Genomic DNA, 21,097 nt, shown 5'->3' with positions numbered 1-21,097 from the left:
ATAGAAATATAAAAAGTATTCAAATGGAAAAAGTGAATCGTGAACAATTCTCCAAAGCACGCCTACTGGTAGTGGGTGATGTGATGCTGGATCGTTATTGGTTTGGCGATACCCATCGTATTTCTCCTGAGGCGCCAGTCCCAGTAGTTCAGGTTGGCAAGATTGATGAGCGTCTGGGTGGCGCTGCCAACGTAGCGCGTAACGTTGCTGCCTTAGGCGCTCAGACCACAATTCTTGGAATTGTTGGCAAAGACGAACCAGGGCAGCGAGTCATTGATCTGCTGAAATCTGGTGGTGTTGATAGTCAACTTGAGGTTGATGCAGACGTACCGACAATTGTTAAGTTGCGCGTCATTGCACGTCAGCAGCAATTAATCCGTTTAGATTTTGAAGAAACCCCTAGTAAAAAAGCCTTGGCACATAAGCTCGAGCGTTTTGAAAAATTAGTAGGTTTTGCTGATGTGGTGATTCTGTCTGATTACGGCAAGGGCGCCTTAGGTCAAGTGGCTCATATGATTGAGCAAGCGAGAGCACAACACAAAATGATCTTGGTCGACCCTAAAGGCGAGGATTACGAAAAGTATCGTGGTGCTACTGTGTTAACACCAAATCGTAGCGAGTTGCGCCAAGTAGTAGGGCAATGGACCAGCGAAGAAGATTTAACTAAAAGAGCACAAGACCTCAGAAAGTCACTGAACTTAGAGGCATTGTTATTGACGCGCTCTGAAGAGGGTATGAGTTTATATACCGATGCAGGTGTGAGTCACGTCAAGGCTCAGGCACGCGAGGTATTTGATGTTTCAGGCGCTGGCGATACGGTGATTGCAACCTTAGCGGTTGCCTTGGCTGCGAAGTGGCCATTAGAAAAGGCAATGGCTTTAGCCAATCGTGCTGGTGGTATTGTGGTTGGGAAGCTGGGTACAGCTACCGTTACTTCAGAGGAATTACAGTGACTATTATCGTAACTGGCGCCGCTGGTTTTATTGGTGCGAACATTGTTCAGGTCCTCAATGCACGTGGTGAGAAAAACATCATTGCCGTAGACGATCTGCGTCCTGCGGATAAGTATCGTAATCTCGCTGATTTAGACATTATTGATTACCTCGATAAAGATGAATTTTTAGAGGCATTTAGAAGTGGTCGCTTTGGCAAGGTACAGGCAGTATTCCATGAGGGCGCATGCTCTGACACGATGGAGACTGACGGTATTTTCATGATGGCGAACAACTATCGCTACACCATGGATTTGCTGGACATCTGCACGGCTCAAAAAGTGCAATTACTCTATGCATCTTCGGCTGCAACTTATGGCGGTTCTGATGTATTTGTTGAGAGTCGTGAACATGAGAAGCCACTAAACATCTATGGCTACTCTAAATTCTTATTTGATCAAGTCATGCGCAAGCGCTTTGCTGAAAATGCGAATACTGCGCAAGTAGTCGGATTTCGCTATTTCAACGTATATGGCCCACGTGAGTCCCATAAAGGTCGCATGGCATCGGTTGCCTTTCATCAATATCACCAATACAAAGCCAATGGGCATGTCAAACTCTTTGGTGAGTATGGTGGTTATGGTGCTGGCGAACAAAGCCGTGACTTTGTGTCTGTAGAAGATGTCGTTAAGGTAAACCTGTTTTTCTTGGATCATCCAGAAATTAGCGGTATCTTCAACTTAGGTAGCGGACGTGCGCAGCCATTTAACGATGTTGCCCATGCTGTAGCAAATGCAATGCGCAAGCTAGATAAAGCACAACCAGCTACCCTGCAAGAATTGGTAAAAGAAAAAGCGATTGAGTACATTCCGTTCCCAGATGCACTCAAAGGAAAATATCAATGTTTCACTCAAGCGGATTTAACAAAACTGCGCGCTGCAGGCTACACAGAGCCCTTCCTAAATGTTGAGCAAGGTGTCGGTCGTTATATTGAGTGGCTAGAAGCCAATTCTGGTTTCTTGGCAAACCCACTGTAAGGCAGTCAACCCAAAACCAGCTTCTTCGTTGTAAACCATCCACGTGCACTTTGTGTCCGTGGATTTTTTATTTACTATGGAGAAGACATGACAAGAAATTTCAATTCTAGAAGTACAGGCTTTATTCGTTCGGCATTAGTTTCAGCAGCTCTGGCATTGACTTCTTTGGGGCTTGCTTATGCCTCACCAATCAATGTAAATACGGCAACTCAGTCTGAATTGGAAAGCATTAAAGGAATTGGCCCATCTAAAGCAAGAACCATCATTAGCGAGCGCACCGATGGTGGCCACTTTCAAGATGCTAATGATTTACAAAAACGCGTGCGTGGTATTGGCATGAGATCGGTTGAAAAGATGGTGGATAACGGATTAACCATAGAGGCGCCAAGCTCTTTTCGGGAGCCCAATGGCCGCACCAAGAAGGAGGGCGGAGCCTCTAGCAGACGCAATTCGCGTAATCAGGGTGGTCATCGCAATCAGCCAGAGCGTACGACGCCACATCGCCGAAATTAAACCCTTCAGGGTATAGGCTTGCTTATGGCTAAAATGAGTCCATGAGTAAACCTTCTTACCTAACGATTTCACAAACTGTAGGCAATACCCCATTAGTACGGCTACAGCGTATTCCTGGTTTGGAAAACGAGCATCGTAAAAATGTGATCCTAGGTAAGTTAGAGGGTAATAATCCAGCCGGGTCGGTGAAAGACCGACCTGCGCTGTCGATGATCATGCGTGCACAAGAGCGTGGCGAAATTAAACCCGGTGATACTTTAATTGAAGCAACCAGTGGTAATACTGGTATTGCCTTAGCAATGACTGCTGCCATGCTGGGATACAAGATGATCTTGGTCATGCCAGAAAATCAAAGTGTTGAACGACGTCAAAGTATGGCTGCCTATGGTGCAGAGCTTATTTTGACTGCAGCATCTGGTGGGATGGAATTTGCAAGAGATTATGCTTTGCAACTCCAGCGTGAAGGCCGCGGCAGATTGCTAGATCAGTTTGCTAACCCAGATAATCCTAGAGCGCATATTGAAACCACCGGCCCAGAGATTTGGCGCGATACAGATGGGCAGATTACCCATTTTGTTTCTGCGATGGGCACTACTGGAACAATCACCGGCGTATCTACTTACCTCAAATCGATGAACCCAGAGATTCAGATTATTGGGGCACAGCCCGAAGAAGGTTCGCAGATTCCGGGTATTCGAAAGTGGGCGCCAGAGTATTTGCCAAAGATCTATCAAGGCGATCGCGTTGACCGAATTGAATATGTCACACAGGCAGATGCTGAAGATATGGCAAGGCGTTTGGCGGCTGAAGAAGGTATTTTCTGCGGTATCTCAGCTGGCGGAGCTTTGGTAGTGGCTCTACGTATTGCTCGTCAGGTAGAAAATGCCACTATTGTCTTTATTGTGTGCGATCGCGGCGATCGCTACCTCTCAACGGGTGTTTTCCCCGCTTAATCAGCTTAGCTAGTCTTAGACTTTTTCTTGGCAGTAGATTTCTTAGTGCTCTTATTCTTAGATTTTTCTGTAGCACCTTTTTGATCCTCGGCTTTCATTGTGGCTTCAACTGGAACCACGCTTTGATTCTTGTAGCCTAGAGCTTCTGCAAACTCTGCAACACTTTGCGCATAGAAGTAACTGCGGTTGTATTGCACAATGGTTAGAAAATTATTTAAACCAACAAAGTACTGCGCTTGATCAGTTCCATCTTTATCGGGATAGGGTAGATCCACAATCAATGCCTTACTCTGGGGTTCTACGCCACCACGTTGCAGATCGCCTTGAGAAGGCGATAGGATCCCTTTTTCAATCAGCTCAGCGACGCTGTATTTGAGCTGAGGTTCACCATCTGCCAATTGCTTTGCTATTGGTATGGCATTTTCTTGTACGGGGAAGGAGATGGGCATGCCTGCTTGCCAACCGTGATTCTTCATAAAGTTCGCTACGCTAGCGATTGCATCTTTGGGACTTTGTTTGAGGTCGATGCGACCATCCCCATCACCGTCGACCGCAAAGTTACGAATGCTGCTTGGCATAAATTGGGGCAAGCCAATTGCACCTGCATATGAACTATTTTGATTGAGGCAAGTGTTAAAGCGCGTGGGGTTAAGGCCTTGAGTATTGTTCTTTGCTGGTAGTTTGCCCCCAGCCTCTGTCCAGCACATCAAGATGAGTTCTTGGAGTTGATCCTTAAATAACTGTTCCCGTGCAGGCTTATTAGGTGTGTCTGGATAGCTAAAAGCTAAGGTAGATAAAACGTCTTTGACCCGAAAATTACCTGTTTGCCGTCCATAAATGGTTTCAATTCCAATAATGGCCACAATAATCCCTGCTGGCACACCAGAATTCTGCTCAACCTGGGTCAAAAAGGCTTGGTTTTCCTCCCAAAAGGCCTTTCCAGCCTTCAGGCGTACAGGCTCTATAAAGCGCTTACGGTAAGCCAGCCAGTTTTTCTTAAAAGTGCCCGATGGGGGTAATACCAATTTGCGAATAGATGGAATCGTTTTAGCATCAAGGAAGCCGTTTTCCAAGGTCTGAAGCGGGATTTCTTGGGCTTGCGAGACCTGGTTTAGTAAAGCACTCAGATTTTGGCTATAGCGCGCTTCAGTAGCCGCATCATCGGCTTGGTTTACGATGGGTTGGGCGGTATTACTTTGTTGAATTGGGGTGCTGGAACAGGCGCCAAGTAGAAGCGCTAGTAGCAGGCAGGAGGCACGAGAGCTCATGCGCCAGGATAAGGTTTTTTGAGAATTAAGCACAATTAATTAGATTATAAAAAATACAGTTTTGCTATTGAGGATTTCAGCTAATGACAACAGGATACATAACTCACCCAGACTTTCTGAAACATGAGATGGGTAGTCATCACCCAGAGTGCCCTGAACGCATTCAAGCGATTAATGATCAAATGATTCGTAGCGGGGTGGATCGCTTTTTACATCACTTAGATGCTCCTTTAGCTAGCGAAGATCAACTAGAGTTAGTACATAGCCCTGATCACATTGCTTTTGTCAAAGAGCAGGCTCCACAAAGTGGATATGCCATGCTCGACGGTGACACGATTATGAATCCCCATACATGGCAAGCATCATTGCGTGCTGCTGGTGCTGCGATTGCTGGTGTTGATGCTGTCATGAAGGGTGAGGTTGAAAATGTCTTTTGCGCTGTAAGGCCTCCAGGCCATCACGCTGAGCCAACCCGTTCAATGGGTTTTTGTTTGTTTGATAACGTGGCGATTGCCGCACGTTATGCCATGGAAACCTATGGCATCGAGCGAGTCGCCATTATTGATTTTGATGTGCACCATGGCAATGGAACTGAGGCAGCATTTTTTAATGATCCCAGTGTTTTAATGTGCAGCTTCTTTCAGCATCCGTTTTATCCCTATAGCGGCCTTGATCATGCCAACAATATGGTGAATGTGCCTTTGCCTGCGGCCACTCGTGGTGATGTTGTGCGCTCTATTGTTGAGGAAAAGTGGTTGCCAGTACTTCGAAACTTTGAGCCTCAGTTAATCATTATTTCAGCTGGCTTTGACGCACATCGTGAGGATGATTTGGGTCAAATGGGTTTAGTTGAGGATGACTATGTCTGGATTACTAAGCGCTTGAAGGAGATTGCACATCAGTATGCAAACAATCGCATTGTGAGTTGCTTAGAAGGCGGCTACAACTTATCTGCTTTGGGCCGCAGTGTTGTTGCTCACGTGAAAGCATTGGCGGATATTTAAAGAATCAAACAATTAAAAGCAATACTGTTATTGAAAGAACAAGATGGCAAATATTTATGAACAAGGTTTAGATCGCAATCCCGCTAACTACACCCCAATTACTCCGCTCCTATTTTTAGAGCGCTCCGCAGAGATCTACCCAAATAAGATTGCAGTCGTTCATGGCAAGTTACGTCAAACTTGGTCGCAGACGTATGAGCGTTGTCGCCGCTTGGCAAGTGCTTTGCAAAAGCACGGCATTGGTCTGGGTGATACCGTTGCGGTGATGCTGCCAAATACACCTCCAATGGTTGAGGCGCATTTTGGCATTCCAATGGCGGGTGCAGTCTTGAATGCTTTGAATACCCGTTTAGATCCAGAGTCGATTGCTTTCATGTTGGGTCATGGTGAAGCAAAGGTTGTAATTGTGGATCCTGAGTTTTCAGGGGTCATGAAGAAGGCTCTTGAAATCGCTAAGAAAGAAACTGGCCGTGAATTCTTGGTCATCGATGTTGAAGAAAATGAATATGACATCCCTGGTGAGAAGTTAGGAAAACTCACTTATGAGCAATTACTTGCAGAGGGCGATCCAAAGTTTGCATGGCAAGTCCCAGTCGATGAATGGCAAGCCATTTGCTTAAACTACACATCGGGAACTACCGGTAACCCTAAGGGTGTGGTGTATCACCATCGTGGCGCCGCCATTAACGCCGTCTCTAACGTGCTTGATTGGGACATTAATAAACATCCAGTGTATTTGTGGACCTTGCCAATGTTCCATTGCAATGGCTGGTGTTTCCCGTGGACTATTGCCGCCCGTGCCGGCGTTAATGTCTGCTTACGTCGCGTAGATGCCCAACATATTTTTGCTGCTATTAAAGAGCATGGTGTGACTCACTACTGTGCAGCACCGATTGTGCATAACCTTTTAGTGAATGCTCCTGATGAGCTCAAGGCGGGTGTCCCAGCAGGCGTCAAGGGCTTAATTGCTGGTGCGGCGCCACCCGCTTCGATTATTGAAGGCATGGAGAAGTTGGGCTTTGATTTAACCCATGTTTATGGCTTAACTGAAGTCTATGGCCCTGCTGCTGTCTGCGTAAAACAAGATGAATGGGATGATGTAGATATCAGTGAGCGCGCTCGCTTGAATGCACGTCAAGGCGTGCGTTATCACATGCAACAAGCAATTGCTGTTTTGGATCCGGAAACAATGAGGCCTGTTCCTGCTGATGGAGAAACCATGGGCGAGATTATGTTCAAGGGCAATATTGCGATGAAGGGATACCTTAAGAATGAGAAAGCTACCAAAGAAGCTTTTGAGGGCGGCTGGTTCCATTCTGGCGACTTGGCCGTCATGAATCCTGATGGCTACGTGAAGATGAAGGATCGCAGCAAAGACATCATTATTTCTGGTGGAGAAAATATTTCTTCTGTTGAGGTTGAGGATGTTCTCTATCGTCACCCAGCAGTAATTGCTGCTGCAGTGGTTGCTAAGCCAGATCCGAAGTGGGGAGAGACTCCTTGTGCATTCTTGGAGATTAAGTCTGGAATGGAGGTAACGCCTGCTGACATCATCGCTCACTGCAAGCAACATTTGGCGGGCTTCAAGGTGCCCAGGGCGATTGTGTTCTGTGAATTACCCAAGACATCGACCGGCAAAATTCAGAAGTTTGAACTGCGCAAGCAGGCAGGATCGGCCACTGCTATTGACGTCTAGTTCAGTAGTGGGGGCGGTAAAATAGGGGTTACTCGTTTTTTTAGATAAATATTGCTTTTGAAGAATTTGAGGATTGTGAAAGTCAGATGAAGATCTTAGTTGCTGTGAAGCGCGTTGTTGATTACAACGTCAAAGTTCGTGTGAAGTCAGATAACTCTGGCGTTGATATTGCTAACGTCAAAATGAGTATGAATCCATTTGATGAGATTGCAGTTGAGGAAGCGGTACGACTCAAAGAAGCTGGTGTTGCCACTGAAGTGGTCGTCGTTACTGCGGGCGTGACTCAATGCCAAGAAACTTTACGCACAGCCCTAGCGATTGGCGCTGACCGTGCCGTCCTTGTTGAGACTGATGCTGAATTGCAACCGCTTGCAGTCGCTAAAATTCTGAAGGCCCTGTCTGAAAAAGAACAAGCACAAATCATCATCCTCGGTAAACAAGCGATTGATGACGATAGCAATCAAACTGGTCAGATGTTAGCCAGCTTGATGGATATTCCTCAAGCGACTTTTGCTTCTAAGGTAGTAGTCGCTGATGGCAAAGCTACTGTGACTCGTGAAGTCGATGGCGGCCTGGAAACGATTGCGCTCTCATTGCCAGCAGTCATTACCACTGACTTGCGTCTTAATGAGCCACGTTATGTGACTTTACCGAACATCATGAAGGCTAAGAAAAAGACTATTGATGTCGTTAAGCCTGAAGATTTGGGTGTTGATATTACTCCACGTCTGAAAACCCTAAAAGTAGAAGAGCCACCCAAGCGTAGCGCTGGTGTGATGGTTGCTGATGTTGCCGCTCTTGTTGAAAAACTCAAAAATGAAGCGAAGGTGATTTAAATGGCTGCTCTTGTAATTGCTGAACACGACAATCAATCCTTAAAAGCGGCCACTTTAAATGCAGTTGCTGCGGCTTTGAAATGCTCTGCCGAGGTGGATGTGCTGGTCGCTGGTAGTGGAGCTGATGCCGCAACAGCTGCAGCAGCTCAAATTGCTGGTGTGCGCAAAGTCATTCAGATTGATGCAGCAAATCTTGCCGATCAACTAGCGGAGCCTTTAGCGGCGCAGATTCTTTCTCTGGCTAGTGGCTATAGCCATATTCTTGCTCCTGCAACAGCATCTGGTAAGAATGTCTTGCCACGCGTTGCCGCCAAGCTTGATGTTGCTCAGCTCTCTGATATTACTAAAGTAGTTAGCGCTGATACGTTTGAGCGTCCAATCTATGCAGGTAATGCAATCGCTACTGTTCAGTCTGGCGATCCTGTAAAGGTCGTCACAGTACGTACGACTGGATTTGATCCAGTAGCTGCCACTGGTGGTTCTGCTGCGGTTGAGAAAGTGGCTGTCGCCGATAGCCTAGGTAAGTCTTCTTTCGTTGGTCGTGAACTGACTAAGTCCGATCGCCCAGAACTTACTGCTGCCAAGATCATTGTTTCTGGTGGTCGCGGTTTGGGTTCAGGTGAAAAATATCAAGAACTAGTTGTTCCGCTGGCTGACAAACTTGGTGCTGCTTTAGGTGCTTCGCGCGCTGCAGTCGATGCTGGTTATGTTCCAAATGACTATCAAGTTGGTCAGACTGGCAAGATCGTAGCTCCACAGTTGTATGTAGCTGTTGGTATCTCTGGTGCGATTCAACATTTAGCCGGCATGAAAGATTCCAAAGTGATCGTTGCCATTAACAAAGATCCAGAAGCCCCGATCTTTGGTGTAGCTGATTACGGCTTAGTTGCTGATTTATTTACAGCAGTACCAGAATTAACAAAAGCACTCTCGTAATTTTCAATAGCCCATTTAATTTGAATTCATAGGAGTTGTAATGCCATACGTAGCCCCCGTTAAAGACATGTTGTTTGTGATGAATGAATTAGCGGGACTATCTGATGTGGTGGCCTATCCATCTTATGCAGATGCTGGTGCTGATGTTGATTTGGCTCCAGCAATCCTGGAAGAGTCAGCAAAGTTCAATCAAGATGTTGTGGCTCCTCTTAACTGGCCAGGTGATCAAAATCCAAGCTCATTAAAAGACGGCGTTGTTACTACAACCCCTGGGTTTAAAGAGGCATTTGAACAATTTGCTGCTGCTGGTTGGCAGGGTGTAATTCATCCGGCAGAGTTTGGTGGTCAAGGCTTACCAAAATTAATTGCTACCGCCTGTTTTGAAATGGTTCACTCGGCCAGCCTGTCATTTGCTTTGTGTCCGATGCTGACTGATGGCGCGATTGAAGCGCTGCTAACCGCAGCAAGCCCAGAGTTACAAGAGCAATTTGTACCGAGCATGATTTCTGGTGAGTGGACTGGCTCCATGTGCCTCACTGAACCGCAAGCAGGTTCTGATTTATCTATGGTGCGATCTAAGGCTGTGCCTGAGAGTGATGGCACTTACAAAATATTTGGCACTAAGATCTATATCACCTATGGTGAACACGATATGGCCAAGAATATTGTTCACCTGGTGTTGGCCAGAACGCCTGATGCACCAGAGGGTGTTAAAGGCATTTCCTTATTTGTAGTGCCTAAGTTCTTAGTCAATGCGGATGGCTCATTGGGTGAGCGTAATGATGTGCATTGCGTATCGATTGAGCATAAGCTAGGAATTAAGGCGAGTCCAACCGCAGTTCTGCAGTTTGGCGATCACGGTGGTGCGATTGGTTATTTAGTCGGCGAAGAAAATCGCGGCCTGGAATACATGTTTGTGATGATGAATGCTGCGCGTTTTGCAGTGGGTATGCAAGGCATTGCTGTAGCAGAGCGCGCTTATCAAAAGGCAGTGCAGTATGCTAAAGATCGCGTGCAAAGTCGTGACCTTGCAGGTTCTGCTGGTCCTGTAGCGATTATTCATCAGCCGGATGTGAAACGGATGTTAATGACCATGCGCGCTTATGTAGAAGCATCTCGGGCATTGGCCTACTACGCTGCTGCTGCTTACGATGCACAACATGCCGCACCGGACGAGGCGATACGCAAAGCAAATCAATCTGTTTATGAATTTTTAGTGCCGATTGTGAAGGGCTTCTCCACAGAGATGTCGATTGAAGTTGCTAGCTTAGGCGTGCAAGTACATGGTGGTATGGGCTTTATTGAAGAGACTGGCGCAGCACAACACTATCGTGATGCTCGCATTCTGACGATCTATGAAGGTACAACTGCAATTCAGGCAAATGACTTGGTTGGTAGAAAAACCGTGCGTGACGGCGGCGCTACTGCAAAAGTACTCTCACAAAGCATTGCCGAAACCGAAAAAGAGCTCGCTGCTAGCGGCAGTGCCGATGCTAGAGCAGTGCTGAAGCAGTTAATGGCTGGACGCGCTGCCTTTGAGGAAGCGATTGCTTACATCTTAGCGAATGCAAAGACTGAAACCAAAGCGGTATACGCTGGTAGTTTTGCTTATTTGCGTTTATCTGGCTTGGTCTTAGGCGGCTGGCAAATGGCACGTAGCTTATTGGCAGCAGAACGTTTGCGCGATACCGATCCTACTTTCTACAACACTAAGATTGCAACAGCTCGCTTCTTTGCAGAAAATTTATTACCGCAAGCACAAGCCCTGGCCATTTCAATTGTTGAAGGCGGTTACTCTACCAATGCATTGGAAGTAGAGCAGTTCTAAGGTTTTACTCAGGTCAACCTAGAAATACCTGCGAAAGCTATCCGATATTACTGCGATAGCTTTCTGGCTTCTTGGAGTTGTGAAATAAAGAATTGCTCAAAAGCAATCGCTAAGAAGGTCATCATGACGCCAGCTCCCAGAACTAGTGAGAAAATCACCGTCAGGATCACTAGCCAACCTGATTGACTGCGCTCATGTGTTGCAATGCCGGGATTAAATTGGGCATCCCATTTTTGATCAGGTCGCAGACCAAAGGCAATCGTAGTGAGCCAGCTTGCCTCTATTGCAATAAAGCCAAAGGTGAGTAGTACCCAACCAGGGCCAGAGCTAAAGTGAGCATCTTTGAGTAGACCCCAACCAACAAAGCCTCCAAACAATGCGAGCAACTGAGTCCAAGCCCAGAAAGATTTGATTCCCTGTAGGTAAAAACAATTTAAACCTGTGCCTGGAAAAAATAATCCGAGTGCACAAAATAGTAGTTTGGATTTCTTCATGATGGTGTTAATACTCTTTACTTTATTTATTGCTTACAGGGCGTTGAGTAAAACTAAGGACCTCACGATCAGTGCCGATCATCAGCAATTGATCGCCGTTGCGAACGATGCTGCGGTAGTCATTGAGTTCATATAAAAAATCATTTTCTAATTCCATGCGTTGTGCAGTGCAGGCCATCTTCGTGCTGGTAATTTTGCTCAGACTAAAGCCTCTAGTATCTTCATCCAGTTCGGCGGTAAAGCGATTGCACCCAGTTGATCCACTAATACGCTTACCATTTGCATCAAAGCTAATTTGAATAGGATTGCTGGCGTCACCTTGGGGGATTTGGCGGGCGCGTACTTCCCCATAGCTATTGGGTGGCAAGTTCCAACGGGTGAGCTCCCACTTTGTATTGCGTAGCTCACTGCTTGGCGGGCTAATTTTGGCGCCACAGGGTGGAATCACATTTGCGCATGCAGTCAAAAGACCCAACCCAAGGCAAGAAAGCGTGATCCAAAGGAGATTTAGCGCGCCTGTATTGGGGGTGAATTGGGGTGTTTGATTGGACATATTTTTATAAGTTATTGATTTATATGTATTTTTTTTATTGATCTGAATTCTATTCTACTGGCTTAGACGCTTAAATAGGTGGAAGAGGTAGGGGTTTTCGTCTAGAATATGAGGTTTTCCGCTTTACCGTACGTTTAGTTGGTGAGCTGGAGCCCAAGATTTTTGTAGAAATTTCATTGGGTTGTAATCAACCTGTTTTCATTTTTAGATTTTAAGGAATAAGTATGGTCGTCATTCGACTGGCACGCGGCGGTTCTAAGAAGCGCCCTTTTTACAGCATCGTTGCTACTGATAAACGCAACCGTCGTGACTCGAACTTTATCGAGCGTATTGGTTACTTCAATCCACAAGCAGCTGAATCTGAGCAAGCTATGCGCATCGCTCAAGATCGTTTGACTTATTGGACTGGCGTTGGTGCGCAAGTATCTCCGACTGTTGTTCGTTTAATTAAGAACAATCCTGCTGCTTAATATTCTGTTACTAAATGCCTCATCTGTTCGGTGAAGCATTTAGTGATGAAATTGATTGGTAGTTTTATTTTGGGAAAATAAGGTGACTTACAAATGAGTACACCTTCCCTGAATGATTTGATTGAACTTGGCGCTATTTCTGAAGCGCAAGGTTTGCAAGGGCAAGTGAAAGTTAGACCTCACTCATCTGACCCTGTAGCACTTCTTTCCTCTAAAACAGTTTGGCTTTCTCTGATCCCGCGAAGGGATGCTGGCGTTTCTGTGTCTGTAGAGCAAGCTTCATTGACGCAATACAAAGTGAAAAGTGCCAAGATGCATAGTGGCAATGTGGTCGTTGCATTAGATGGCATCACTGATCGCGATCAAGCTCTGGCGCTGAAGGGCGCTCGCATTCTGGTGGCGCGTGATGCTTTTCCAAAAGCGGAAAGTGATTCTTATTACTGGGTAGATTTGATTGGTTGCCAAGCAATCAATTTACAAAATGAGGCTCTTGGCGAAGTGCTTGATGTCACTGAAAATGGTGCACATGGCGTTATTGCTATTGGCGATGCTGCCAATAAAGAAATTAAGTATCTCGTGCCCTTTGTGAAAGAAGTGGTGCAAAACGTGGACTTACCCAATAAAGCGATTACGCTGGATTGGCAATTAGATTGGCAATAAGCCCTAAGCAAAAACTCAAGACATAAACATATGCGCTTTGATGTTGTGACCTTATTTCCAGAAATGTTCTCTGCGCTCACGCAGTGGGGTGTGACAGGTCGCGCATGCGAGCAGTCTTTAGCTAGCGTCCATTTATGGAATCCCCGAGATTTTTGTTCTGATCCTCGCAAGACGGTAGATGACCGCGCTTATGGTGGTGGCCCAGGCATGGTGATGATGGCTAAACCCCTTGAGGACACCATTACAGGGATTAAAGCAGCGCATCAGGCTGCCGGGGTGAAGTCTGGTCCAGTTTGCCTTCTGGCACCTCAAGGGGAGCGGTTTTCTCAAAAAATAGCCTCCGATATCCTTAATTTAGGCAATTTAACCTTTGTTTGTGGTCGATATGAGGCGGTTGATCAACGTTTTGTTGATCGAAACGTCGATTTACAGCTATCTATAGGCGATTTTGTGCTTTCTGGGGGTGAAATCCCCGCTATGGCCATGATGGATGCAGTTATTAGGTTGATCCCAGGTGCGCTTGGAGATGGCGAATCTGCCACTCAGGATAGCTTTATGAACGATCTTTTGGACTATCCGCACTACACCAGACCCGAAATTTATGAAAATTTATCGGTGCCGGACGTGCTTTTAGGCGGACATCACGCTAAAATAGCGGATTGGCGTCGGCAGAAGTCTTTAGAGCTGACGTTCAGGTTAAGGCCAGATTTAATTGATTCGGCCAGAGCCAATGGGTTACTAACCCGAGAAGATGAACAATTTCTTCGCTCGCTGTGAATACTTTTAGTTTCCTCAGTAGTGATTTAAAGGTTTGGTTTTTTGGTTTAGTGAAATTGTTTTAACTGCATCCTCTATTAGGTCCGCTGATTTATATCTCGGGATTAAACGCTAATACGATGTTTAAGGATTAAAAATGAATTTAATTGCAAAAATTGAGCAAGAAGAAATTGCTCGCTTAAGTGCTAACAAAGTATTGCCAAGCTTTGCGCCTGGTGACACAGTAGTTGTTAGCGTAAACGTTGTTGAAGGTACACGTAAGCGTACCCAGGCCTTTGAAGGCGTTGTGATTGCTAAACGTAATCGCGGACTCAATTCCAGCTTTATCGTGCGTAAAATTTCTTCTGGTGAAGGCGTTGAGCGTACTTTCCAAACCTACTCACCATTGATCGCTAGCGTTGAAGTGAAGCGTCGCGGTGATGTGCGTCGTGCGAAGTTGTACTACTTGCGCGACCGTTCTGGTAAGTCAGCACGTATTAAAGAAAAGCTTCAAGCACGCGTTAAACCAACAGCAGTTGCTGCTGAATAATTACTGCTTTGAGGCAAACAGAAAGGCGGCCTCGGTCGCCTTTTTTGTTGCCTTAGAATTATGACTATGCCCAAGACCTCAAAACCTGAAGAAGACGCAATCAATGTCGCTGCGCCACCAGGATTTAATGCGGAAGCCGTTCCAATTCATGAGGTATGTATTAATGACAAGAAGGTTTCTCCAGAACTTCTAGAGCCACAGGCTTTGAAGTTGCGATTGCAATATCCGCCTGAATGGCAACCAGAGATTACCGATGAGAATCGCCATGTCATTGCTGCCGATATCATTGCGAGACGTCAAGCTGCGGGTAAGGTGACGCGTGCAGCAGTATTAATCCCCTTATTACTTAAAGAAGATGGTCTTTCCGTATTGCTCACGCAAAGAACTAATCATTTGCGAGATCACGCAGGGCAGATTAGTTTTCCTGGCGGACGGATGGATCCAGAAGATCGAAGCCCCGATGACACCGCTTTAAGGGAAAGCCAAGAGGAGATTGGTCTTGATCCAGGGCAGGTGGAGATTATTGGCTATCTACCAGAGTATTTAACAGTTTCTGGCTATAGCGTCATACCAGTAGTAGGATTAGTGAATCCTCAGGCAGAATATGTCTTAGATGAGTTCGAGGTGGCGGATGTTTTTGAGGTGCCGCTGAAGTTTTTGCTAGATCCTGCCAATCACCAGATCAGATTGTGGCAAAGTGAGCAAGGTGGTCGCCGTTTTTATTCAATGCCTTATGAGAACCGCTTTATTTGGGGTGCTACTGCGGGAATGTTACGTAACCTATATCATTTATTAAAAGTATGACTTTCTTTTCTATTCTCTTCGCCCTCATTGCTGAGCAATACCGCCCAGTAACTGCTAACCATTGGATTGCACGTATGAGTGCCCGTTGGTTAGATTGGGTCGCCGGTGAATTCGGTGGTAAGTCTGAGGAAGGTGCGAGTCCAGTTGGCGCTCGCATGGCCTGCTTAGTCGCATTTGTCTTGCCAACTTTCTTGGTGTTCATGGTGTACGTCACATGTATGGTGACCTATCCTATTCTTGGTTTCTTGTGGAACATTGTTATTGCTTATTTGTTCTTCGGTTTTCGCCAGTTCAGCCATTCCTTTACCTTGGTGCATGAAGCGATTGAAGCGCATGACTTACCAGCGGCGCGCGCTGCCTTGGGCGAATGGTATGGCCCCGAATTAGATACTTCGGATTTATCTGAGACTGAAGTCATTTCATTAGCGCTAGAGCGTGCCATCATAGGCTCTCATCGCCATGTGTTTGGCGTCTTGTTCTGGTTCATGATGCCAATGGGTCCCGCTGGTGTTGTGCTCTATCGTTTGGCTGACATCGCAGCACAGCGTTGGTCTGAGCGTGACTACAACCTAAGTGAAGCTGCGCGTCATTTCTTTTATGTGCTTGATTGGATTCCATCACGCATTACCGCGATGGGCTTTGCAATCGTTGGCAATTTTGAGGGTGCGGTATACGCATGGCGCTATCTCACACAAAAATGGACTGACTCCTTGTCTGCCGTGATTCTTGCGGCAGGTAGTGGCGCACTAGGCGTTCGCTTGGGTGAGCCTTTGAGTGAGCCTGATAGTGATGAAGCTTTGCGGATGGCTGAAGCTGGTGAACCCCTGGTTTATGAGGTAGGTCTTGAGCCTACTGAGCGTACGATGCGCTCTGCAGTTGGCTTAGTATGGCGTTTAGTTATCGCTTGGATGGCTTTGTTGCTAATGCTGACCATCGCTCTTTGGCTTGGCTAATTCCCTGAATTTGCGTATCAGCTGTTTTCGAGTCAGAACGTAGCTGCCTAAATAGCGCCAGTCTTTCTGGCGCTATTTCATTTCTGTCTACGGCATCACGAACTGCGCAATCGGGCTCAGACTGATGGGCGCAGTTATGAAAGCGGCATTTGCCAAGCAAGTCTTTAAATTCTCTAAAGGCATGCTGCAACTCACTCACAGACATATGCGCTAAGCCAAACTCCTGAAATCCTGGTGAATCAATCAATGCGCCCAATTTGCCAGATTCATTTCTACCCCAAGCTTCTGGTAATTCAAAATAGCGGCAAGCAGTCGTAGTGTGCTTGCCAGTATCTAATCGCACAGAGTATTCCTGAGTGAGCGCGGCTGCGTTAGGTACCCAAGCATTCAATAAACTAGATTTACCCATGCCTGATTGGCCAACGAAGACAGATACTTTGCCAGCAATTGCAGGGCGAAGCGCATCAATGGAAGCGCTGTCAAATTTAGCGGACACCTCGCTGACTGGATAGCCCATACGTGCATAGGGCTCAATGATTTTGCGCGCATGCTCTAAGTTATCTTTGAGGTCACACTTGTTGAGCAGAATATGTAAACCAATTTGATTGGCTTCAGCAGCAACAACTGCCCTGCCCAGTAGGTCAGGTGAGAAGGCGGGTTGCGTTGCTAGTACTACTAAAATTTGATCCACATTCGATGCAATGATCTTGCTCTTGAAGGCATCAGAGCGATAGAGAATATTCTCACGCGGCTCAATTTCGATAATGCGTGCTTGATCAACAGAAGTCATTTCGAGTAACATGCGATCACCTACTGCGCCTATATGTTGCTTTGCAGGTGTACTCACTTGAATTAATGGACCACTTGGGGATTCATTACCAAGTGTATCTGCTGCAAGACGCTGAGCTAAATAGTGTCTTCCATAGGAAGCAGTCAGTAGCGCGCGAAATTGTTCCATGTTTAAGAGCTAAAGCGATGCAAGTTAGCAATACGTAATGGAGCAGGGGGATGCGAGCTATAAAAAGCGGTATAGATCGGATCGGGCGTCAGAGTTGAAGCATTATCTTGGTAGAGCTTGACTAACGCAGAGATGAGATCTTTTGCGGAGGATTTTTCAGCTGCAAAACCATCAGCCTCGTATTCATGTTTGCGCGAGGCTAGGCTTCCTAAAGGGGTGAGGAAGAAACTAAAGACGGGCGAGACCAGCATGAATAGCGCCAGAGCTAAGCCACCGTTGTAGCCATTGAGGTTGGGCATCACGCCTAGATCAGTGTAGAACCATACTTGTGTACTGATCCAGCCTAGTAAGGCAAACATTGCAAAGCTCAAAGCAAAAGAAACAATCAGTCGCTTGCGAATATGTTTGCACTTGAAGTGACCTAGTTCATGAGCAAGAACAGCCTCTACTTCACCAGGATTGAGTTTCTCAATCAGTGTGTCAAAAAACACGATGCGCTTCGCTTTTCCCATGCCAGCAAAGAATGCATTGCCATGAGCACTGCGCTTACTTCCGTCCATGACAAATAAACCTTGGCTTGCAAAATCACAGCGCGTTAGTAATGCCTCTATCTGGGTTTTTAGTGGACCATCTTCTAGGGCTTGGAACTTATTAAATAGTGGTGCGATGAAGGTAGGAAAAATCCATTGCATCAAGAGACTAAATACGGAAAGCACTGCCCATGCCCAGAGCCACCACAGATCCCCTGCCTTGAGCATTAGTGTGAGAATGACCCAGAGTAATGGCAGACCAATCGCTGTGCCCAGAGCAACACCCTTAAGTAAATCGGTAAAAAATAATTTCTTACCCATGCGATTAAAGCCAAAGCGCTCTTCAAGGTAAAACTGTTTGTACCAAGAAAAGGGCAGATCAATCACCCCAGAAATAAGAGCAATCGATGCTAACAGGGCGATCTGCTGAGTAATTCCTTCTCCAAGCAATTGCAGTAGAGCGATATTGAGAATCTCCAGACCTCCCAATAAAGTGAAGGCAATTAAAATGATGGCGCTAACCCCGTTTTCTAAAATAGCCAGGCGCAATTTAGCAATCGTATAGTCAGCGGCTTTTTGATGTTCGGCCAAGGTTACCTTTTCAGCGAATTCTGCTGGGACTGCGTCACGATGCTCGGCAACATGGCGAATTTGACGTTGGGAAAGCCAATGGCGTAGGCCAAAACTGGCGATAAAAGCAATTAGGAAAACAATTGTGAATGTCATGAGATCATTATAGATATGAGCGAACAAACGAATACTGCAGCGGCAAAGATGGCACCGGCCAATGAGCACCTGATTTGGGTCGATATGGAGATGTCTGGCTTAGATCCAGAAACCGAGCGCATCCTCGAAATCGCTATTATTGTGACGGACGCTTACCTAAACACTATTGCTACCGCACCGGTTTGGGTGGTCCATCAAGATGATGTGCTTTTAGATGCAATGGATGCTTGGAATAAGGGTACCCATGGCCGATCGGGATTAATCGACAAGGTCAAGGCATCCACCATGGATGAGGCGGCAGTGGAGGCAGAATGTATTGCTTTCTTAAAGAAATATATTAAACCTGGCATTGCACCGATGTGCGGCAATACGATCGGACAAGATCGTCGTTTCATGGCCAAGTACATGCCAAAGTTAGAGGCTTACTTTCATTATCGAAATGTAGATGTCTCTACTCTCAAGGAGTTATGTAAGCGTTGGCATCCGGAGTTGGTAAAGGGCTTTACCAAAAAACAGGCCCACACCGCTTTAGCTGATATTGAAGAGTCGATTGAAGAACTAAAGTACTACCGCGATAAATTTATCGTTCCGCTACCCTAAAGAATTTATTTCTTGATTGCGCTCTTGGGTCTAAAGGCCTTGATGATTTCTTCATTGGTCTCGATGTAAGGGCCACCAATCAGATCGATGCAGTAAGGTACGGCGGCAAAGATCCCAGGAACAATGGATTTGCCATTTTCATCTTTCAAGCCCTCAAGGGTTTCGGCAATTGCTTTTGGTTGTCCGGGTAGATTGATGACTAGAGCAGCATGCCCTTCAATTTCACGAAGAACAGCTGTTTGTCTAGACAAAATCGCTGTGGGTACAAATTTCAGACTAATTTGACGCATTTGCTCGCCAAAGCCAGGCATTTCTCGGGTTCCAGCTTCTAGAGTTGCCTCAGGGGTAACATCGCGCCTAGAGGGGCCTGTACCACCTGTAGTGAGAACTAAGTCACAGCCAAGCTCATCTACTAATTCAACGATGGTTTCGGTGATGATTTCGGATTCGTCGGCAATCAGACGTTCATGGAAGGTGCAATCATTGCTAATCGTTTTCATCAGCCATGCTTGTAGGGCGGGAATGCCTTCATCTTGGTAGATGCCTTTGCTGGCACGGTCTGAGACCGAGATGAGGCCAATTTTGACCTCATTTGGGGTCTTCCGTTTCAGGGCTTCGGTATGCTTCATATTTCTATTCTAGCTATTATTAGGGCATGTTTACATATTCATCCAGCCAGTTTCAAGAAATTATCCATTTCATGCTCAAAGAGGCCAAAAGAAGGGGTGCCTCTGATGCGGTTGCGGAAATATCTGAGGGCCAAGGTCTCTCGGTAACGGTCCGTAAGGGCGAGGTCGAAACCATTGAGCAAAGCCTAGATAAGCAGGTTGGGGTAACCGTATTTTTGGGGCACCATCGCGGCAACGCCAGTACAAGTGATTTTTCTAAAGCGTCATTGAAAGCTACTGTTGATGCTGCGTATCACATTGCTCAACATACTGCGGAAGATAATTGTGCTGGCCCTGCTGAAGCAGAGTTGTTAGAAAAAAATCCATTAGATCTTGATTTGTTTCATCCGTGGGATATTGATGCCGCCCGTGCTGTAGAGATTGCGCGTGTTGCAGAAGGCGCTGCTTTTTCAGTCAGCAAGCAAATTCAGAACAGCGATGGTGCTTCTGTATCTGCACATCATGCGCATTTCATGATGGGGACCTCGCATGGTTTCATGGGTGGCTATCCATTTTCTCGTCACTATATTTCTTGTGCACCGATTGCCAGTCAAGGTGGAAAAAAATCGCACATGCAAAGAGATGATTGGTATTCCAGCTCACGCATACCTTCAGAGTTAGCGGATCCTGCGGCAATTGGTCGGTACGCTGCCCAGCGTGCCTTGTCTAGGCTAAAGGCCAGATCACTCACCACGCGTCGTTGCCCTGTCATCTTTGAAGCTCCCTTAGCTGCAGGCCTATTAGGCGGTTTAGTGCAAGCCGTTTCGGGAGGGGCTCTCTATCGCCGCTCAAGCTTCCTGCTTGATAGTTTGGGAAAGCAAGTCTTACCTAAACATGTCAGCTTGTTTGAGGATCCTCATCTCAAAGCAATGACGGGAAGTGCACCCTTCGATGAAGAAGGCGTCAAGACAAGTGCGCGTACCGTCGTTGATAAAGGAATTTTGGAGGGCTATTTTCTCTCAACCTATTCTGCGCGTAAGTTGGGCATGAAGACTACTGGTAACGCTGGCGGATCACATCACTTGACTCTCAAAAGTAAAAAGACCCCTAAGGGCGGTTTACCTGCTTTACTAAAAGAAATGGGTACCGGTTTACTAGTGACTGAGTTGATGGGGCAGGGCGTGAATTATGTAACAGGGGATTACTCTCGTGGTGCATTTGGTTACTGGGTTGAGAACGGTGAGATTCAATATCCAGTCGAAGAGGTAACGATTGCTGGTAACTTGCGCGATATGCTCTTGGATATTGAGCTGATTGGAAGTGATTCCTTAATTAGGGGCACCAAGGAAACCGGTTCCATTCTGATTGGCTCCATGACAGTTGGCGGAAAATAAGTCTCGCTATAGAATTTAAATAGAAAATTAATAAACAT

At 46.3% G+C, this 21,097-nt stretch carries 23 protein-coding genes; 17 read left to right on the top strand and 6 right to left on the bottom strand.

The features are described 5' to 3' along the window. The first annotated feature begins 23 nt into the window (after window positions 1–23). The 4 genes from rfaE1 (at window position 24) to cysM (ending at window position 3,435) form a co-directional block, all read left to right on the top strand. Window positions 24–953 (top strand): D-glycero-beta-D-manno-heptose-7-phosphate kinase, encoded by a 930-nt coding sequence (rfaE1, locus tag A8O14_RS07725; RefSeq protein WP_068948974.1) that lies wholly within the window; start codon window positions 24–26, stop codon window positions 951–953. Next, window positions 950–1,969, top strand: a complete 1,020-nt coding sequence (rfaD, locus tag A8O14_RS07720; protein ID WP_068948973.1) for an ADP-glyceromanno-heptose 6-epimerase — start codon at window positions 950–952, stop codon at window positions 1,967–1,969. The genes rfaE1 and rfaD overlap by 4 nt, the downstream gene beginning before the upstream one ends. Before the next feature lie 87 nt (window positions 1,970–2,056). Beyond that, a complete protein-coding gene (locus tag A8O14_RS07715) occupies window positions 2,057–2,482 on the top strand; it encodes a ComEA family DNA-binding protein (protein ID WP_068948972.1) in 426 nt (141 codons plus the stop codon). Between the two features lie 41 nt (window positions 2,483–2,523). Continuing rightward, window positions 2,524–3,435 (top strand): cysteine synthase CysM, encoded by a 912-nt coding sequence (gene cysM, locus A8O14_RS07710; RefSeq protein ID WP_068948971.1) that lies wholly within the window; start codon window positions 2,524–2,526, stop codon window positions 3,433–3,435. 5 nt (window positions 3,436–3,440) lie between these two features. Here cysM and A8O14_RS07705 read toward each other — a convergent pair whose 3' ends face one another. Next, window positions 3,441–4,703 carry a lytic murein transglycosylase gene (locus A8O14_RS07705; RefSeq protein WP_068949776.1) on the bottom strand — a complete coding sequence of 421 codons (1,263 nt, stop codon included), beginning with the start codon at window positions 4,701–4,703 and terminating at the stop codon, window positions 3,441–3,443. An 83-nt stretch (window positions 4,704–4,786) separates the two neighbouring features. Between A8O14_RS07705 and A8O14_RS07700 the strand changes: the two genes are divergently transcribed. From A8O14_RS07700 to A8O14_RS07680, 5 genes are all read left to right on the top strand, one after another. Next, entirely contained in the window at window positions 4,787–5,707 is a 921-nt protein-coding gene (locus A8O14_RS07700) for a histone deacetylase family protein (RefSeq protein WP_068948970.1), read from the top strand. A gap of 43 nt (window positions 5,708–5,750) precedes the next feature. After that, window positions 5,751–7,403 carry an acyl-CoA synthetase gene (locus A8O14_RS07695; protein WP_068948969.1) on the top strand — a complete coding sequence of 551 codons (1,653 nt, stop codon included), beginning with the start codon at window positions 5,751–5,753 and terminating at the stop codon, window positions 7,401–7,403. An 86-nt stretch (window positions 7,404–7,489) separates the two neighbouring features. Next, window positions 7,490–8,239 (top strand): electron transfer flavoprotein subunit beta/FixA family protein, encoded by a 750-nt coding sequence (locus A8O14_RS07690; RefSeq protein ID WP_068948968.1) that lies wholly within the window; start codon window positions 7,490–7,492, stop codon window positions 8,237–8,239. After that, a complete protein-coding gene (locus A8O14_RS07685; RefSeq protein WP_068948967.1) occupies window positions 8,240–9,175 on the top strand; it encodes an electron transfer flavoprotein subunit alpha/FixB family protein in 936 nt (311 codons plus the stop codon). It begins immediately after the preceding gene. A gap of 40 nt (window positions 9,176–9,215) precedes the next feature. Further along, window positions 9,216–11,003 carry an acyl-CoA dehydrogenase gene (locus A8O14_RS07680; protein WP_068948966.1) on the top strand — a complete coding sequence of 596 codons (1,788 nt, stop codon included), beginning with the start codon at window positions 9,216–9,218 and terminating at the stop codon, window positions 11,001–11,003. 47 nt (window positions 11,004–11,050) lie between these two features. Here the strand turns inward: A8O14_RS07680 and A8O14_RS07675 are convergent, their stop codons facing one another. Continuing rightward, window positions 11,051–11,497, bottom strand: coding sequence for a hypothetical protein (locus tag A8O14_RS07675; protein WP_068948965.1), 447 nt, complete (start codon window positions 11,495–11,497; stop codon window positions 11,051–11,053). A 22-nt stretch (window positions 11,498–11,519) separates the two neighbouring features. Then, a complete protein-coding gene (locus tag A8O14_RS07670; RefSeq protein ID WP_082913141.1) occupies window positions 11,520–12,050 on the bottom strand; it encodes an META domain-containing protein in 531 nt (176 codons plus the stop codon). Between the two features lie 224 nt (window positions 12,051–12,274). Here A8O14_RS07670 and rpsP point away from each other — a divergent pair, with 224 nt between their 5' ends. The 6 genes from rpsP to A8O14_RS07640 all read left to right on the top strand — a co-directional run bounded on the left by rpsP (window position 12,275) and on the right by A8O14_RS07640 (window position 16,243). Then, complete coding sequence (gene rpsP / locus A8O14_RS07665) at window positions 12,275–12,520, top strand: 30S ribosomal protein S16 (RefSeq protein WP_068948964.1); 246 nt, start codon at window positions 12,275–12,277, stop codon at window positions 12,518–12,520. A gap of 93 nt (window positions 12,521–12,613) precedes the next feature. Further along, on the top strand, window positions 12,614–13,180 hold the full coding sequence (rimM, locus tag A8O14_RS07660; RefSeq protein WP_068948963.1) for a ribosome maturation factor RimM: 567 nt from the start codon (window positions 12,614–12,616) through the stop codon (window positions 13,178–13,180). Window positions 13,181–13,210: 30 nt separating this feature from the next. Next, the gene (gene trmD / locus A8O14_RS07655; protein ID WP_068948962.1) at window positions 13,211–13,957 is read left to right on the top strand and encodes a tRNA (guanosine(37)-N1)-methyltransferase TrmD; all 747 of its coding nucleotides are present in this window, start codon (window positions 13,211–13,213) and stop codon (window positions 13,955–13,957) included. A gap of 136 nt (window positions 13,958–14,093) precedes the next feature. Continuing rightward, window positions 14,094–14,486, top strand: a complete 393-nt coding sequence (rplS, locus tag A8O14_RS07650; protein ID WP_068948961.1) for a 50S ribosomal protein L19 — start codon at window positions 14,094–14,096, stop codon at window positions 14,484–14,486. Window positions 14,487–14,552: 66 nt separating this feature from the next. Beyond that, window positions 14,553–15,290, top strand: coding sequence for a CoA pyrophosphatase (locus tag A8O14_RS07645; RefSeq protein WP_068949774.1), 738 nt, complete (start codon window positions 14,553–14,555; stop codon window positions 15,288–15,290). Beyond that, entirely contained in the window at window positions 15,287–16,243 is a 957-nt protein-coding gene (locus tag A8O14_RS07640; protein WP_068948960.1) for a CobD/CbiB family protein, read from the top strand. Before A8O14_RS07645 ends, A8O14_RS07640 begins: the two co-directional genes overlap by 4 nt. On the opposite strand, the gene rsgA is transcribed toward A8O14_RS07640, so the two are convergent. Both rsgA and A8O14_RS07630 read right to left on the bottom strand, forming a co-directional pair. Then, window positions 16,188–17,201 (bottom strand): ribosome small subunit-dependent GTPase A, encoded by a 1,014-nt coding sequence (rsgA, locus tag A8O14_RS07635; RefSeq protein ID WP_068948959.1) that lies wholly within the window; start codon window positions 17,199–17,201, stop codon window positions 16,188–16,190. The two genes, A8O14_RS07640 and rsgA, sit on opposite strands and share 56 nt — an antisense overlap. 2 nt (window positions 17,202–17,203) lie before the next feature. Next, complete coding sequence (locus tag A8O14_RS07630; protein ID WP_068948958.1) at window positions 17,204–18,457, bottom strand: M48 family metallopeptidase; 1,254 nt, start codon at window positions 18,455–18,457, stop codon at window positions 17,204–17,206. Between the two features lie 15 nt (window positions 18,458–18,472). Between A8O14_RS07630 and orn the strand changes: the two genes are divergently transcribed. After that, window positions 18,473–19,057 carry an oligoribonuclease gene (gene orn / locus A8O14_RS07625; protein ID WP_082913140.1) on the top strand — a complete coding sequence of 195 codons (585 nt, stop codon included), beginning with the start codon at window positions 18,473–18,475 and terminating at the stop codon, window positions 19,055–19,057. A 5-nt stretch (window positions 19,058–19,062) separates the two neighbouring features. Here orn and mog read toward each other — a convergent pair whose 3' ends face one another. Then, a complete protein-coding gene (mog, locus tag A8O14_RS07620; RefSeq protein ID WP_068948957.1) occupies window positions 19,063–19,686 on the bottom strand; it encodes a molybdopterin adenylyltransferase in 624 nt (207 codons plus the stop codon). A gap of 71 nt (window positions 19,687–19,757) precedes the next feature. On the opposite strand from mog, the gene pmbA reads away from it, so the two are divergent. Continuing rightward, a complete protein-coding gene (gene pmbA / locus A8O14_RS07615; RefSeq protein WP_370623046.1) occupies window positions 19,758–21,059 on the top strand; it encodes a metalloprotease PmbA in 1,302 nt (433 codons plus the stop codon). Window positions 21,060–21,097: the final 38 nt, after the last annotated feature.

It is taken from the genome of Polynucleobacter wuianus, assembly GCF_001659725.1.
GTDB classification, from domain to species: Bacteria; Pseudomonadota; Gammaproteobacteria; order Burkholderiales; family Burkholderiaceae; genus Polynucleobacter; species Polynucleobacter wuianus.
Note: the sequence above shows the minus strand (reverse complement) of the source record. Positions and strands in the feature narration are given on the sequence as shown.

Excerpts from the sequence above, each read along its gene's own strand:
- rpsP (WP_068948964.1), top strand. The coding sequence starts at position 12,275 with ATGGTCGTCATTCGACTGGCACGCGGCGGTTCTAAGAAGCGCCCTTTT.
- pmbA (WP_370623046.1), top strand. The coding sequence starts at position 19,758 with ATGCTCAAAGAGGCCAAAAGAAGGGGTGCCTCTGATGCGGTTGCGGAA.
- rsgA (WP_068948959.1), bottom strand. The coding sequence starts at position 17,201 with ATGGAACAATTTCGCGCGCTACTGACTGCTTCCTATGGAAGACACTAT.
- cysM (WP_068948971.1), top strand. The coding sequence starts at position 2,524 with ATGAGTAAACCTTCTTACCTAACGATTTCACAAACTGTAGGCAATACC.
- A8O14_RS07690 (WP_068948968.1), top strand. The coding sequence starts at position 7,490 with ATGAAGATCTTAGTTGCTGTGAAGCGCGTTGTTGATTACAACGTCAAA.
- A8O14_RS07675 (WP_068948965.1), bottom strand. The coding sequence starts at position 11,497 with ATGAAGAAATCCAAACTACTATTTTGTGCACTCGGATTATTTTTTCCA.
- A8O14_RS07705 (WP_068949776.1), bottom strand. The coding sequence starts at position 4,703 with ATGAGCTCTCGTGCCTCCTGCCTGCTACTAGCGCTTCTACTTGGCGCC.
- A8O14_RS07630 (WP_068948958.1), bottom strand. The coding sequence starts at position 18,457 with ATGACATTCACAATTGTTTTCCTAATTGCTTTTATCGCCAGTTTTGGC.
- A8O14_RS07645 (WP_068949774.1), top strand. The coding sequence starts at position 14,553 with ATGCCCAAGACCTCAAAACCTGAAGAAGACGCAATCAATGTCGCTGCG.
- A8O14_RS07670 (WP_082913141.1), bottom strand. The coding sequence starts at position 12,050 with ATGTCCAATCAAACACCCCAATTCACCCCCAATACAGGCGCGCTAAAT.
- A8O14_RS07695 (WP_068948969.1), top strand. The coding sequence starts at position 5,751 with ATGGCAAATATTTATGAACAAGGTTTAGATCGCAATCCCGCTAACTAC.
- A8O14_RS07640 (WP_068948960.1), top strand. The coding sequence starts at position 15,287 with ATGACTTTCTTTTCTATTCTCTTCGCCCTCATTGCTGAGCAATACCGC.
- orn (WP_082913140.1), top strand. The coding sequence starts at position 18,473 with ATGAGCGAACAAACGAATACTGCAGCGGCAAAGATGGCACCGGCCAAT.
- A8O14_RS07680 (WP_068948966.1), top strand. The coding sequence starts at position 9,216 with ATGCCATACGTAGCCCCCGTTAAAGACATGTTGTTTGTGATGAATGAA.
- rimM (WP_068948963.1), top strand. The coding sequence starts at position 12,614 with ATGAGTACACCTTCCCTGAATGATTTGATTGAACTTGGCGCTATTTCT.
- A8O14_RS07715 (WP_068948972.1), top strand. The coding sequence starts at position 2,057 with ATGACAAGAAATTTCAATTCTAGAAGTACAGGCTTTATTCGTTCGGCA.
- mog (WP_068948957.1), bottom strand. The coding sequence starts at position 19,686 with ATGAAGCATACCGAAGCCCTGAAACGGAAGACCCCAAATGAGGTCAAA.
- rfaE1 (WP_068948974.1), top strand. The coding sequence starts at position 24 with ATGGAAAAAGTGAATCGTGAACAATTCTCCAAAGCACGCCTACTGGTA.
- A8O14_RS07685 (WP_068948967.1), top strand. The coding sequence starts at position 8,240 with ATGGCTGCTCTTGTAATTGCTGAACACGACAATCAATCCTTAAAAGCG.
- A8O14_RS07700 (WP_068948970.1), top strand. The coding sequence starts at position 4,787 with ATGACAACAGGATACATAACTCACCCAGACTTTCTGAAACATGAGATG.
- trmD (WP_068948962.1), top strand. The coding sequence starts at position 13,211 with ATGCGCTTTGATGTTGTGACCTTATTTCCAGAAATGTTCTCTGCGCTC.
- rplS (WP_068948961.1), top strand. The coding sequence starts at position 14,094 with ATGAATTTAATTGCAAAAATTGAGCAAGAAGAAATTGCTCGCTTAAGT.